At 58.8% G+C, this 12,855-nt stretch carries 12 protein-coding genes, 1 tRNA gene and 2 pseudogenes; 10 read left to right on the top strand and 5 right to left on the bottom strand.

All coding sequences use genetic code 11. The features are described 5' to 3' along the window. The 3 genes and pseudogenes from HX846_RS13155 to hemA form a co-directional block, all read right to left on the bottom strand. A pseudogene (locus HX846_RS13155) lies at positions 1–352 on the bottom strand (protein-(glutamine-N5) methyltransferase, release factor-specific); the annotation flags it as partial. Next, positions 353–1,435 carry a peptide chain release factor 1 gene (gene prfA, locus HX846_RS13150; protein ID WP_003208405.1) on the bottom strand — a complete coding sequence of 361 codons (1,083 nt, stop codon included), beginning with the start codon at positions 1,433–1,435 and terminating at the stop codon, positions 353–355. Continuing rightward, complete coding sequence (gene hemA, locus HX846_RS13145) at positions 1,432–2,721, bottom strand: glutamyl-tRNA reductase (RefSeq protein ID WP_008432265.1); 1,290 nt, start codon at positions 2,719–2,721, stop codon at positions 1,432–1,434. The genes prfA and hemA overlap by 4 nt, the downstream gene beginning before the upstream one ends. A 274-nt stretch (positions 2,722–2,995) precedes the next feature. On the opposite strand from hemA, the gene HX846_RS13140 reads away from it, so the two are divergent. The 8 genes from HX846_RS13140 to ychF all read left to right on the top strand — a co-directional run bounded on the left by HX846_RS13140 (position 2,996) and on the right by ychF (position 9,905). Beyond that, positions 2,996–4,720, top strand: coding sequence for a tetratricopeptide repeat protein (locus HX846_RS13140; RefSeq protein WP_008432263.1), 1,725 nt, complete (start codon positions 2,996–2,998; stop codon positions 4,718–4,720). Between the two features lie 4 nt (positions 4,721–4,724). Further along, positions 4,725–5,342: a lipoprotein insertase outer membrane protein LolB gene (lolB, locus tag HX846_RS13135; RefSeq protein ID WP_008432261.1), complete on the top strand. Its 618-nt coding sequence runs from the start codon at positions 4,725–4,727 to the stop codon at positions 5,340–5,342. A gap of 1 nt (position 5,343) precedes the next feature. Next, on the top strand, positions 5,344–6,195 hold the full coding sequence (gene ispE / locus HX846_RS13130; protein WP_178965523.1) for a 4-(cytidine 5'-diphospho)-2-C-methyl-D-erythritol kinase: 852 nt from the start codon (positions 5,344–5,346) through the stop codon (positions 6,193–6,195). A gap of 36 nt (positions 6,196–6,231) precedes the next feature. Continuing rightward, positions 6,232–6,306, top strand: a tRNA-Gln gene (locus tag HX846_RS13125). Between the two features lie 45 nt (positions 6,307–6,351). Further along, positions 6,352–7,293, top strand: coding sequence for a ribose-phosphate pyrophosphokinase (locus HX846_RS13120; protein WP_003208392.1), 942 nt, complete (start codon positions 6,352–6,354; stop codon positions 7,291–7,293). A 138-nt stretch (positions 7,294–7,431) separates the two neighbouring features. After that, complete coding sequence (locus HX846_RS13115) at positions 7,432–8,031, top strand: 50S ribosomal protein L25/general stress protein Ctc (protein WP_003208391.1); 600 nt, start codon at positions 7,432–7,434, stop codon at positions 8,029–8,031. A gap of 165 nt (positions 8,032–8,196) precedes the next feature. Continuing rightward, positions 8,197–8,781 carry an aminoacyl-tRNA hydrolase gene (gene pth / locus HX846_RS13110; RefSeq protein ID WP_003208389.1) on the top strand — a complete coding sequence of 195 codons (585 nt, stop codon included), beginning with the start codon at positions 8,197–8,199 and terminating at the stop codon, positions 8,779–8,781. 23 nt (positions 8,782–8,804) lie between these two features. Continuing rightward, complete coding sequence (gene ychF, locus HX846_RS13105) at positions 8,805–9,905, top strand: redox-regulated ATPase YchF (protein ID WP_010177033.1); 1,101 nt, start codon at positions 8,805–8,807, stop codon at positions 9,903–9,905. A gap of 368 nt (positions 9,906–10,273) precedes the next feature. On the opposite strand, the gene HX846_RS13100 is transcribed toward ychF, so the two are convergent. Beyond that, a complete protein-coding gene (locus HX846_RS13100) occupies positions 10,274–10,498 on the bottom strand; it encodes a hypothetical protein (protein WP_087693771.1) in 225 nt (74 codons plus the stop codon). Between the two features lie 124 nt (positions 10,499–10,622). On the opposite strand from HX846_RS13100, the pseudogene HX846_RS39245 reads away from it, so the two are divergent. Continuing rightward, a pseudogene (locus HX846_RS39245) lies at positions 10,623–10,742 on the top strand (RNA polymerase subunit sigma); the annotation flags it as partial. A gap of 108 nt (positions 10,743–10,850) precedes the next feature. Here HX846_RS39245 and HX846_RS13095 read toward each other — a convergent pair. Beyond that, positions 10,851–12,068 (bottom strand): MFS transporter, encoded by a 1,218-nt coding sequence (locus HX846_RS13095; RefSeq protein ID WP_008430708.1) that lies wholly within the window; start codon positions 12,066–12,068, stop codon positions 10,851–10,853. A gap of 427 nt (positions 12,069–12,495) precedes the next feature. Between HX846_RS13095 and HX846_RS13090 the strand changes: the two genes are divergently transcribed. Continuing rightward, entirely contained in the window at positions 12,496–12,816 is a 321-nt protein-coding gene (locus HX846_RS13090) for a DUF6124 family protein (protein ID WP_008430710.1), read from the top strand. Positions 12,817–12,855 lie beyond the last annotated feature (39 nt).

Raw genomic sequence — 12,855 nt, 5'->3', positions numbered from 1 at the left:
CGGTGCCCAGGTCCAGGACCTTGGCCGGTGTGGCAGGCAGCAATTCCAGGGCGGCTTCCACCAGCATCTCGGTTTCCGGACGCGGGATCAGCGTGTGCGGTGCCACTTCCAGGTCGAGCTTCCAGAAGCCTTGCTGGCCGAGGATGTAGGCCACGGGCTCGCCGGCACGACGGCGTTGCAGGTAGTCGGCAAAGGTCAGCGCGTGTTCACTGCTGACGATTTTTTCCGGCCAGGTGTGCAGGTAGCTGCGGGACTTGCCCAAGGCGGCGGCCAGCAACAATTCCACGTCCAGGCGCGCAGTCGGCGAGTCCGGCAGGTCGGCGGCGCGTAACAAACTGGCAATAATGGTCATTTATTCACCTATCGCCGCAAGCTGGTCGGCCTGGTATTCGGCCAACAACGGCTCGATTACCGCATCGACGCCACCGGCGAGGATTTCGTCCAGGGAGTACAGCGTCAGGTTGACGCGATGGTCGGTGACCCGGCCCTGGGCAAAGTTGTAGGTACGAATGCGCTCGGAACGGTCGCCCGAGCCCACCAGCAACTTACGCTCGCTGGCAATCGCATTGGCGGCGGCGCTGGTCTGCTGGTCATTCAGCTTGGCCGACAGCCAGGACATGGCCCGCGCACGGTTCTTGTGCTGGGAACGTTCTTCCTGGCACTCCACCACGATGCCCGAAGGCAAGTGAGTGATACGGATCGCCGAGTCAGTCTTGTTGACGTGCTGGCCACCGGCGCCCGATGAGCGGTAGGTGTCGACCCGCAGGTCTGCCGGGTTGATCTCGATGGCTTCCTGCTCGTCGGGCTCGGGCAACACGGCCACGGTGCACGCCGAGGTGTGGATACGGCCCTGGGATTCCGTGGCCGGCACCCGCTGCACGCGGTGCACGCCGGATTCGAACTTCAGTTTGCCGTAGACATTCTCGCCCTCAACCCGGGCGATGACTTCTTTATAGCCGCCGTGTTCGCCTTCGTTCTCGGACAAAATCTCCACACGCCAGCCGCGACGCTCGGCATAGCGCGAATACATGCGGAACAGGTCGCCGGAGAAAATCGCCGCTTCGTCACCGCCGGTGCCGGCGCGGATTTCAAGGAATACGTTGCGCCCGTCGTTCGGATCCTTGGGCAACAGCATGCGTTGCAGGTCGCCTTCCAGTTCGATCAGCTTGTCCTTGGCCTCTCGCACTTCTTCAACGGCCATTTCGCGCATGTCCGGGTCGCTGTCCTTGAGCAGCGCCTGGGCGCCTTCGAGGTCAGCCTGAACCTTGAGCAACTGTTTATAGGTGCCCACGATCGGCTCAACTTCCGCGTACTCCTTGGAATAGGTGCGGAACTTGGTCTGATCGGAGATGACCTCGCCATCGCCGAGCAAGGCGGTCAGTTCTTCGAAACGGTCCTGAAGGACGTCCAGTTTATTGAGCAGTGACGCTTTCATTGCGGTTTTTTATCCGAAGAGCTTTCTGTCGCGCCCTCACCGAGGGCAAAGAGTTCCTGGGCCATGGCCAGCGCATCGAGGCGGCCTTCGGCGGTAAGCTTTTTCAACTGGACACTGGGAGCATGCAGCAATTTGTTGGTCAGGCCGCGCGCCAACTGCATCAGCACGTCTTCGGCGCTGCTGCCGTTGGCGAGCATACGCTGGGCCTTGATCAATTCCTCGTCCCGCAGGCGCTCGCCTTGCTGACGGTAGGCCTTGAGCACGTCCACTGCCGCCAGTTCACGCAGGCGCACCATGAAATCGTCGGCACCGGTGCTGACCATTTCCTCGGCAGCCTGGGCAGCGCCCTGGCGACTCTTCAGGTTTTCGGCGACCACTTCGTGCAGGTCGTCGACGCTGTAGAGGTAAACGTCGTCCAACTCGCCGACTTCAGGCTCGATATCCCGGGGAACGGCGATATCCACCATGAAGATCGGCTTGTGCTTGCGCAGTTTCAGGGCGCTTTCCACCGCGCCCTTGCCGAGGATCGGCAACTGGCTGGCAGTAGAGCTGATGACGATGTCGCTGCGCACCAGCTCGGCCGGGATGTCGGAAAGCAACACCGCGTGGGCACCGAACTGCTCGGCCAGGATGCTGGCGCGTTCCAGGGTACGGTTGGCGACGACGATGCGCTTTACGCCCAGCTCGTGCAGGTGGCGGGCGACCAGGGTGATGGTCTCGCCGGCGCCGATCAGCAGGGCCTGGCTGCGCTGCAAGTCACTGAAAATCTGTTTGGCCAGGCTGACGGCGGCAAACGCCACGGACACCGGGTTTTCACCGATGGCGGTGTCGGTGCGCACCTGCTTGGCGGAGTTGAAGGTGGCCTGGAACAGGCGCCCCAGCAGCGGGCCGATGGTGCCGGCCTCGCGGGCCACGGCGTAGGCGGACTTCATCTGGCCGAGAATCTGCGGTTCGCCCAACACCAGCGAATCCAGCCCGGAGGCGACGCGCATCATGTGACGAACTGCCGCATCCTCTTCGTGCACATATGAGCTTTGGCGCAGCTCATCGAGGCTCAAATGGTGGTAATCGGCCAGCCAGCGCAGCACCACATCCGCTGAAAGATGTTCCTGCTCTATATAGAGCTCGCTGCGATTACAGGTCGAAAGGATCGCAGCTTCGCGACTGTCGGTGAGCCGGCAGAGCTGCTGCAAGGCCTCAACCAACTGCTCGGGAGTAAAAGCCACGCGCTCGCGGACGTCTACAGAAGCAGTCTTGTGGTTAATACCGAGTGCAAGGAAGGCCATTCAATATCGCTGATGATGTCGGGAAGCCGACAATTGTCCTACTTCGAATGATTCAGAACAACCACCGTAGGCTATTGTCCTAGTAGCTTACGCCTATAAAGGCCATCTGTAGGAGCGAGCTTGCTCGCGATGGTCGTTAACGATAACGCTGGCTTACGGGATAAAACGCGTTGTCCTCTGGTTCTTCGCGAGCAAGCTCGCTCCTACACGGTTATGTTTGGCCGAAGGCTTGTGTCATGATGATCCGACCGCAGGTTAGTCGTCCTCTTCCTATATGAATAGATCTTCCGCGTTGCTCCTTGCTTTTGTCTTTCTCAGCGGCTGCCAGGCCATGGCACCCGTGTCGCCGGACGGTACGCCGCCGGTAGAAGACAGCACCCCCGCCCCTGAAAAGCCCAAGGTTTATTCCTCGTTCAGTGAAGAGACGATCTTCAGCCTGCTGAGCGCGGAGCTGGCCGGCCAGCGCAATCGTTTCGACATTGCCCTGGATAACTACGTGACCCAGGCCATTAATACTCAGGATCCGGGGATTTCGGAGCGGGCGTTTCGCATCGCCGAGTACCTGGGCGCCGATCAGGCGGCCCTGGACTCCTCGCTGATCTGGGCGAAAAACGCCCCGGACGATCTCGAGGCGCAACGGGCAGCGGCCATTCAACTGGCCCGCGCCGGACGCTATGACGACTCCATGGTGTATATGGAGAAGGTCCTGCAGGGCAAGGGCGACACGCATTTCGACTTCCTCGCGCTGTCGGCCGCCGACACCGATCAGGACACCCGCAACGGCCTGATGAAGAGTTTCGACCGCCTGCTGCAAAAACACCCGAACAACAGCCAGCTGATTTTCGGCAAGGCGCTGTTGTTGCAACAGGATGATGAGCCCGAGGCTGCGCTGAAGCTGCTGGAGCAACACCCGCCGGAAGAGGGCGAGATCGCGCCGATCCTGCTGCGCGCCCGCCTGCTGCAAAACCTCAACCGCGGCAAGGAAGCGATTCCGCTGCTGGAAAAAAGCATCAAGAAGTACCCGGGCGACAAACGCCTGCTGCTGACCTATGCCCGCATGTTGGTTGAACAGGACCGCATGGAAGACGCCAAGGTGCAGTTCGCCAACCTCGTGCAGCAATACCCGGACGATGACGAATTGCGCTACTCCCTGGCGCTGGTGTGCCTGGAAGCCAAGGCCTGGGATGAGGCCAAGGGTTACCTGGAAGACCTGATCGCCCGCGAGAGCCATGTGGATTCGGCGCACCTGAACCTGGGCCGTATCGCTGAAGAGCGTAACGACCCGCAGGCTGCATTGCTTGAATACGCCCAGGTCGGCGCCGGCAATGACTACCTGCCGGCGCAACTGCGCCAGGCCGATATCCTGATGAACAACGGCCGTACCGACGAGGCGGAAAAACGCCTGGCTGCCGCGCGGGATGCCGAACCGGACTATGCGATCCAGCTGTACCTGATCCAGGCCGAGACCCTGTCGGCCAACAAGCAGGGCGATCGCGCCTGGAAAATCCTCCAGCAAGCCTTGCTGCAATACCCGGACGACCTGAACCTGCTGTACACCCGCGCCATGCAGGCGGAAAAACGCAATGACCTGGCGCAGATGGAAAAAGACCTGCGCCTGATCATCAAGCGCGACCCGGACAACGCCATGGCACTGAACGCCCTGGGTTACACCTTGTCCGACCGTACAACGCGTTACGCCGAAGCCAAGGAGCTGATTGAAAAAGCTCACCAGCTCAACCCGGAAGACCCGGCCGTACTCGACAGCCTCGGCTGGGTGAATTACCGCCTGGGCAACCTGGACGAAGCCGAACGCTTGTTGCGCCAGGCGCTGGAGCGCTTCCCCGACCAGGAAGTCGCCGCACACCTGGGCGAAGTGCTCTGGGCCAATGGCAAGCAGCGTGAAGCGCGACAAATCTGGGAGAAGTTCCTCAAGGAACAGCCCGAAAGCCCAATCCTGCGCAGCACCATCAAGCGCCTGACCGGATCCGAGACCCTTTAACTTTATGTTTTTGCGCCACGTTATCGTTTTCAGCTTTATTGCCCTGCTTGCCGGCTGTTCCGGTCTTGGCACCCGTGAATCTGTCGAAGGCCCGGGCAACCCGGCGCAGTGGCAGCAGCACAAGGATCAACTGAGCAGCCTTGATGGCTGGCAGATCGAGGGCAAGGTGGGCATTCGCGCCCCGAAAGATTCGGGCAGCGGCACCTTGTTCTGGCTGCAACGCCAGGACTATTACGACATTCGCCTGTCTGGCCCGCTGGGCCGCGGTGCGGCACGCCTGACCGGCCGGCCGGGGCAAGTCAGCCTGGAAGTGGCCAATCAGGGCCGCTATGAAGCGCCAACGCCGGAAGCCCTGCTGGAAGAACAGATGGGCTGGAAACTCCCCGTATCGCACCTGGTGTGGTGGGTACGCGGTCTTCCTGCGCCAGACAGCAAGAGCCGCCTGAGCCTCAATGGCGACAGCCGCCTGGCTTCGCTGGAACAGGATGGCTGGCAGGTCGAATACCTGAGCTATGTGCAACAGAACGGTTACTGGCTGCCCGAGCGCATCAAGCTGCATGGCACCGACCTTGACGTCACGCTGGTGATCAAGGACTGGCAACCGCGCAAGCTGGGGCAGTGAGATGAACGAGCAACGCCTGACCCTGCCGTCCCCGGCCAAACTGAATTTGATGCTGCACATTCTCGGTCGCCGTGAAGACGGCTATCACGAGTTGCAGACGATTTTTCAATTTCTCGACTACGGCGATGAGCTGACCTTCGCCGTTCGTGATGACGGCGTGATTCAACTGCACACCGAATTCGACGGCGTGCCTCACGACAGCAACCTGATTGTGAAGGCCGCGAAAAAACTCCAGGAACAATCCGGTTGCCCATTGGGCATCGACATCTGGATCGAAAAAATCCTGCCCATGGGCGGCGGCATCGGTGGCGGCAGCTCAAATGCCGCAACGACATTGCTCGGCCTGAATCACTTGTGGCAACTGGGTTGGGACCACGATCGCCTGGCGGCGCTGGGCCTGACACTGGGCGCGGACGTCCCGGTTTTCGTGCGTGGGCACGCCGCTTTTGCCGAAGGCGTGGGGGAGAAACTCACCCCTGTAGACCCCGAAGAGCCGTGGTATGTCGTGCTTGTTCCGCAAGTATCTGTAAGTACAGCAGAAATTTTTTCAGATCCACTGTTGACACGTAACTCTCCTCCCATTAAAGTGCGCCCCGTTCCCAAGGGAAACAGTCGAAATGACTGCTTACTGGTTGTAGCAAGGCGTTATCCAGATGTACGTAACGCTTTGAATTTGTTAGGTAATTTTACCGAAGCAAAATTAACCGGAACTGGAAGTTGTGTGTTTGGGGGCTTCCCAAGCAAAGCTGAAGCTGATAAAGTCTCGGCCCTTCTTACAGAGACCCTTACAGGGTTTGTAGCAAAGGGAAGCAACGTTTCGATGTTGCATCGCAAGCTGCAAAGTCTGCTCTAAAGGAACCGAGTACTGGGTACTCGTTGCAACAGATACAGGGGCGTCGCCAAGCGGTAAGGCAGCAGGTTTTGATCCTGCCATGCGTTGGTTCGAATCCAGCCGCCCCTGCCATTTTCTATACTCATCCAGGTTACCCTCAGCCTCTAGGTACTGCGCGTGTCCAAGATGATGGTCTTTACGGGGAATGCTAACCCCGATCTGGCTCGGCGTGTTGTACGTCAGCTGCATATCCCTCTCGGTGACATCTCTGTCGGTAAATTCTCCGACGGCGAAATTACAGCCGAGATCAATGAAAACGTCCGCGGTAAAGATGTCTTCATTATTCAGCCGACTTGCGCTCCGACCAACGATAACCTGATGGAACTCGTCGTGATGGCTGATGCCTTCCGCCGCTCCTCAGCGACTCGAATCACAGCTGTAATCCCTTACTTTGGTTATGCCCGTCAGGATCGCCGTCCGCGTTCCGCACGTGTGGCTATCAGCGCGAAAGTCGTTGCTGACATGCTGACCGTGGTAGGTATCGACCGTGTTCTCACGGTTGACCTGCACGCTGACCAAATCCAGGGGTTCTTCGATATTCCGGTAGATAACATCTACGGCTCCCCCGTCCTGGTGGATGACATCGAAGACCAGCGCTTTGAAAACCTGATGATCGTGTCCCCGGACATTGGTGGCGTCGTGCGTGCACGGGCTGTTGCCAAATCCCTGGGCGTGGATCTCGGGATCATCGACAAACGCCGCGAGAAAGCCAATCACTCTGAAGTGATGCATATCATCGGTGATGTCGAAGGGCGTACCTGTATTCTGGTTGATGACATGGTCGACACCGCCGGCACCCTGTGCCACGCGGCGAAAGCCTTGAAAGAGCACGGTGCAGCAAAAGTCTTCGCCTACTGCACACACCCTGTGCTGTCGGGCCGAGCGATCGAGAACATCGAGAACTCAATGCTGGACGAACTGGTGGTGACTAACACCATCCCGTTGTCCGCTGCCGCTCAAGCCTGTTCGCGTATCCGTCAACTGGATATCGCACCGGTAGTTGCCGAAGCGGTTCGCCGCATCAGCAACGAAGAATCGATCAGCGCGATGTTCCGTTAAGGGTCAAACCTTAGCAGCATCAACCTGACGAAAAGCGCCCCGCCCCAGCATTCTGTTGGGGCGGGGCTTTTTTGCCCATATCGCCTTTAGCGCTGGTCGCAAACGCTAGGGCGAATGTGGTTATTTTGGAGATACAACATGAACGATTTTACTTTGAATGCTGAACTGCGTTCCGACCTGGGGAAAGGTGCGAGCCGCCGCCTGCGTCGTCTCGCAAGCCTGGTTCCAGCTGTAGTTTACGGTGGCGAAAAAGCCCCTGAATCCATCAGCATGCTGGCTAAAGAAATCGCCAAACTGCTCGAAAACGACGCGGCTTACAGCCACATCATCGAGCTGAACGTTGGCGGCACCAAGCAGAACGTCATCATCAAGGCACTGCAACGTCACCCAGCTAAAGGCCACGTGCTGCACGCTGACTTCGTACGCGTAGTAGCTGGTCAGAAACTGACCGCTATCGTGCCTGTGCACTTCGTTGGTGAAGAAGCTCCGGTCAAGAAAGGCGGCGAAGTTTCGCACGTTATCGCCGAGATCGAAGTGACCTGCCTGCCGAAAGACCTGCCTGAGTTCATCGAAGTCGACCTGTCGGCTCTGGAAATCGGCGCAATCGTTCACCTGTCCGACCTCAAGGCTCCTAAAGGCGTTGAGTTCGTTGCACTGGCTCACGGTGACGACAAAGCTGTTGCAAACGTACACGCTCCACGCGTTGCACCAGAAGCTGAAGAAGGCGCTGCAGAGTAATTCACTCTGTAATGCCGGAGCTTGAGGAAACATCGCGGACCGGAACGTAGCGAGAAAGCGGGCGAGAATGCGAAGTTGGCCTCTAACGGTTAATGAGTTTTTGTCGTCCACTTTCGCCGCACCAACGGCGATGTTATCCACAACTCCAAAGGAAGGGCCCCTGTCGTGACTGCCATTAAACTGATCGTTGGCCTGGGAAATCCAGGCGCCGAATACGAACAGACCCGGCATAACGCGGGGGCCCTTTTTGTTGAGCGTATCGCCCACGCCCAAGGCGTCAATCTTGTGGCCGATCGCAAATATTTTGGCCTGACCGGACGCTTTTCGCATCAGGGTCAGGATGTTCGTCTGTTGATTCCCACCACCTACATGAACCGCAGCGGCCAGGCTGTCGCGGCGCTTGCGGGCTTCTTCCGGATCAAACCCGAAGAAATCCTGGTGGCCCATGACGAACTAGACCTGCCACCCGGCGTTGCCAAGCTCAAGCAAGGCGGCGGCCATGGCGGGCATAATGGCCTGCGCGACATCATCGCGCAGTTGGGCAATCAGAATACGTTCTACCGCTTGCGGCTTGGCATTGGCCACCCGGGCGTTGCCAGTATGGTTTCAAATTTCGTCCTGGGTCGTGCGCCACGCGCCGAACAGGAAAAACTCGATGCCAGCATCGATTTTGCCCTCGGCGTGCTGCCGGATATCTTCGCCGGTGAATGGAACCGTGCGATGAAAAACCTGCACAGCCAGAAGGCCTGACTCTTTACCCGAGGGGAAACACCATGGGATTCAATTGCGGCATCGTCGGCCTACCTAACGTCGGCAAGTCCACCCTGTTCAACGCCCTGACCAAATCCGGTATTGCGGCGGAGAACTTCCCCTTCTGCACCATCGAACCGAACACCGGTATCGTGCCGATGCCCGATACACGCCTGGACGCCCTGGCGGCCATCGTGAATCCAAAGCGCATCCTGCCGACCACCATGGAGTTCGTCGACATCGCGGGCCTGGTAGCCGGCGCGTCGAAAGGTGAAGGCCTGGGCAACAAGTTCCTCGCCAACATCCGCGAGACCGATGCCATCGCCCACGTGGTCCGCTGCTTCGAAGACGAGAACGTGATTCACGTCTCCAACAGCGTCGACCCGAAACGCGATATCGAGATCATCGACCTGGAGCTGATCTTCGCCGACCTCGACAGCTGCGAGAAGCAACTGCAAAAGGTCACGCGTAACGCCAAGGGCGGCGACAAGGACGCAGTGGTCCAGAAAGCCTTGCTGGAGCAACTGATTGCCCACTTCACTCTGGGCAAGCCGGCACGCAGCCTGATGAAGAACATGAGCACCGACGAAAAGGCGGTGATCAAGGGCTTCCACCTGCTGACTACCAAGCCGGTGATGTACATCGCCAACGTGGCTGAAGACGGTTTCGAGAACAACCCGCTGCTCGACGTGGTCATGGCCATTGCCGAAGAAGAAGGCGCGATGGTTGTTCCAGTGTGCAACAAGATCGAAGCGGAAATCGCCGAGCTGGAAGACGGCGAAGAGAAAGACATGTTCCTCGAGGCCCTGGGCCTGGAAGAGCCTGGCCTGAACCGCGTGATCCGTGCCGGCTACGAAATGCTGCACCTGCAGACCTACTTCACCGCCGGTGTTGAAGAAGTACGCGCCTGGACCGTCAAGGTCGGTGCCACTGCCCCGCAAGCGGCTGGCGTGATCCACACCGACTTCGAAAAAGGCTTCATCCGCGCCGAAGTCATCGCCTACAACGACTTCATCCAGTTCAAGGGTGAAGCCGGTGCCAAGGAAGCCGGTAAATGGCGCCTGGAAGGCAAGGAATACATCGTCAAGGATGGCGACGTGATGCACTTCCGCTTCAACGTATAAGCTTTACCTGCGGCCTATGCCGCAAAACAAAAAGCCGATGCACTGCATCGGCTTTTTTGTGGGCGCTCACTTCCCCGCCACCGAAAAAAACTTCGGTATTCAATATTGTTAGAGCCAGTCCCATCTCTAAAATTAGCAGCGAGAACTTCAGAATTCGATTCGGTAGATATGAAAAATCACCAGCCCGGTAGGCAGTCCAGCTCGCTACCAACGTGCGCATGCCCCTGGGGAAGCGCCTCCCTGCGATAGGGCGCCGTTGTAAGCTAGTAAGCGGCCTACCCTGCCGTTACTGCTAACGACGGCACCTGGGCGGAATCGGACTACTTGCCTCGATGTTAGACAGCCGGACCTTCTACTGCTCCAGACCGTCACAGCTTTCCTAAACTCCCTGTGACTGTTAGCTCAGCAATTCCCTGACGAATAAACACAAGGTTCTCATCCAGTGTTTCGAGCGCACCGCGCACGTTGTTGGCAATTTCTGCCGACCCACGTTGTTCGACCCACTTGGAAAGCTCTTCAACTGCGGCGCCTAGGGCGAGTTGGTTCTGATTAAGGCGATCAAACAAGCTAGCAATCAGTTTGATATCCGTCATGGCGGCTCTCCGTGTTTTGAGCAAGCGTAGCACCGACGCCTTAATCACTCGGAATCACTTTCATGGAAAGCATATCTACCGGCGGCTGGAACCTGCTGACTTAGTACAGCAACAAGCACTTGCCGATGGAAACGCCCAATACACCGCCGACACCTTGGACATCCCCATTAGCACGGTGCGCCTACGTTTGTCCCGGGCGCGAGAACAGCTCAAGCGGGCCACCTACAACCCGCTACAACCGTAAATCAGCGCACCGGCGCAACGCCGACACCCTTTGCAGGAGCAGTTGATTTACCCGTTTGACGCAAGCGTTGGGCAGCAGGGATATCTGCCCGACTCGATTGATCTGGTATCAGGCCTTTTTGGTACGCGGCAACAGAATCGCCAAAACCCCGAACAGCGGCAGGAACGAGCACAGCGTGTACACGTACTCGATGCCGTGGATGTCTGCCAGGTGCCCCAGCAGCGCCGCACCGATCCCGCCAAAACCGAACATCAAACCGAAGAACACCCCGGCGATCATCCCCACATTGCCCGGCACCAACTCTTGCGCATACACCACAATTGCCGAGAACGCCGAGGCCAGGATAAAGCCGATCACCACGCTCAGAATGCTGGTCCAGAACAGGTCCACATGAGGCAGCAGCAAGGTGAACGGCGCCACCCCGAGGATCGAAAACCAGATCACCGCCTTACGGCCGATCTTGTCGCCAATCGGCCCGCCAAAGAACGTGCCCGCCGCCACCGCGCCGAGGAACAGGAACAGATGCAGCTGGGAACTGGCCACCGACAGGTCGAACTTCTCGATCAGGTAGAAGGTGAAGTAACTGGTGAAACTGGCCATGTAGAAGTACTTGGAAAACACCAGCAGCCCCAGCACCACCAACGCGCTCAGCACCCGGCCCTTGGACAGGCCGTGAGTGGCCGCCTGGCCTTGTTTGAGCTTGAACAGGTTCAAGTGGTGGGCGTACCAGCGGCTGATCGCATACAGCACAAACAACGCAAACACCGCGAACAGGCCGAACCAGGCCACATTGCCCTGGCCGAACGGAATGATGATCGCCGCCGCCAGCAACGGGCCGAAGGCCGAGCCGGCATTACCGCCCACCTGGAACGTCGACTGCGCCAAACCATAACGCCCGCCCGAGGCCAGGCGCGCCACGCGGGACGCTTCCGGGTGGAAGGTCGACGAGCCGATGCCGATCAGCCCCGCCGCCAGCAGGATCAGGGGGAAGCTGCCCACTTGGGACATCATCAAAATGCCCACCAGCGTACAAATCATCCCGCAGGGCAACAGGTACGGCTTGGGATGGCGGTCGGTGTAATAACCCACCCACGGCTGCAGCAGGGACGCGGTGAGCTGGAACGTGAGGGTGATCAGGCCGACCTGGGTGAACGTCAGGCCGTAATTGGCCTTGAGCATCGGGTAGATCGAGGGCAGTACCGACTGGATCAAGTCATTGATCAAATGCGCCAGCGCCACCGCGCCGATTACACGCATCACCAACGGGCTGGTTTGCCCGGCGGCAGGCGCCGTAGCCACGGAGGGCTGGGAATTGCTCAGAGCCATGGGAGGTTTTCCGTACAGCAGATGGATGCACAGGTGCAGGTGCGACAATGTGCCACTTTTGGGTGCAGGAAGGCTATCCCGTTAGCAGGCTAACGAGTAGATGAATCGATGCAGCGGTCATGGTTTGTAAAGGGCCAGCAAGATGAATCCCTTTAATTTGCGGGACGTTTCCTAGAGAATCTTTCGGCCTTGTGCCTGGGGGAGTCGGTGGCTAGTCTTCGGTCCGTCGCTGGTTTTCAGTGATCGGGTTTAGCAGCCTGAACTCAATAGGCACACGCTTTACGCCCCAGTTTTTGGTGGCTGTGCGTGGGGCACCTTCGGGTGCGCCGGTTTTCCTATTGACTGGTCTGCTAACCCGCGTACAGCCGCCACCCTTCTCGTTTAGCAGCGACGGTGGCAGCTTCTTCAGGTCAATAGGAGCTACACCATGTTCAAGATCGTCCCCGATCCACCCCGTGACCAAGCCAAAGACCGCGCCGCCTTCAACCGAGCGCTCGACCACTACCTGCCCACCGACCCGCCGCAACCGTCGACAAACTTCTACGCCATCAGCGACGAAATCAGCTTCGAAGACTCCCTGCTCTTCACTGCCGACCTGCTGCACAGCGCCTCGGCCACCGCGCTCGACTGTGGCGAACAACTGCAAAGCCCCGAGCGTGCGAAAGTCCTCGCCGTGTGGCACCTGCTGGAAATCGCCAAGGCCATGGTCGACCGCTCGATAGAGTGCCTGCACCCGCGCAAAACCTGACGCGCGAACGCCAGAACACCGCAGATCAAATGTGGGAGC

The sequence above is a fragment of the Pseudomonas sp. K5002 genome (assembly GCF_013386655.1).
Classification (GTDB): domain Bacteria; phylum Pseudomonadota; class Gammaproteobacteria; order Pseudomonadales; family Pseudomonadaceae; genus Aquipseudomonas.
This window is presented reverse-complemented; position numbering and strand designations above follow the sequence as displayed.

Bases quoted from the DNA above. Each gene is read 5' to 3' on its own strand.
- prfA (WP_003208405.1), bottom strand. From the start codon at position 1,435: ATGAAAGCGTCACTGCTCAATAAACTGGACGTCCTTCAGGACCGTTTC.
- hemA (WP_008432265.1), bottom strand. From the start codon at position 2,721: ATGGCCTTCCTTGCACTCGGTATTAACCACAAGACTGCTTCTGTAGAC.
- HX846_RS13140 (WP_008432263.1), top strand. From the start codon at position 2,996: ATGAATAGATCTTCCGCGTTGCTCCTTGCTTTTGTCTTTCTCAGCGGC.
- lolB (WP_008432261.1), top strand. From the start codon at position 4,725: ATGTTTTTGCGCCACGTTATCGTTTTCAGCTTTATTGCCCTGCTTGCC.
- ispE (WP_178965523.1), top strand. From the start codon at position 5,344: ATGAACGAGCAACGCCTGACCCTGCCGTCCCCGGCCAAACTGAATTTG.
- HX846_RS13115 (WP_003208391.1), top strand. From the start codon at position 7,432: ATGAACGATTTTACTTTGAATGCTGAACTGCGTTCCGACCTGGGGAAA.
- ychF (WP_010177033.1), top strand. From the start codon at position 8,805: ATGGGATTCAATTGCGGCATCGTCGGCCTACCTAACGTCGGCAAGTCC.
- HX846_RS13100 (WP_087693771.1), bottom strand. From the start codon at position 10,498: ATGACGGATATCAAACTGATTGCTAGCTTGTTTGATCGCCTTAATCAG.
- HX846_RS13095 (WP_008430708.1), bottom strand. From the start codon at position 12,068: ATGGCTCTGAGCAATTCCCAGCCCTCCGTGGCTACGGCGCCTGCCGCC.
- HX846_RS13090 (WP_008430710.1), top strand. From the start codon at position 12,496: ATGTTCAAGATCGTCCCCGATCCACCCCGTGACCAAGCCAAAGACCGC.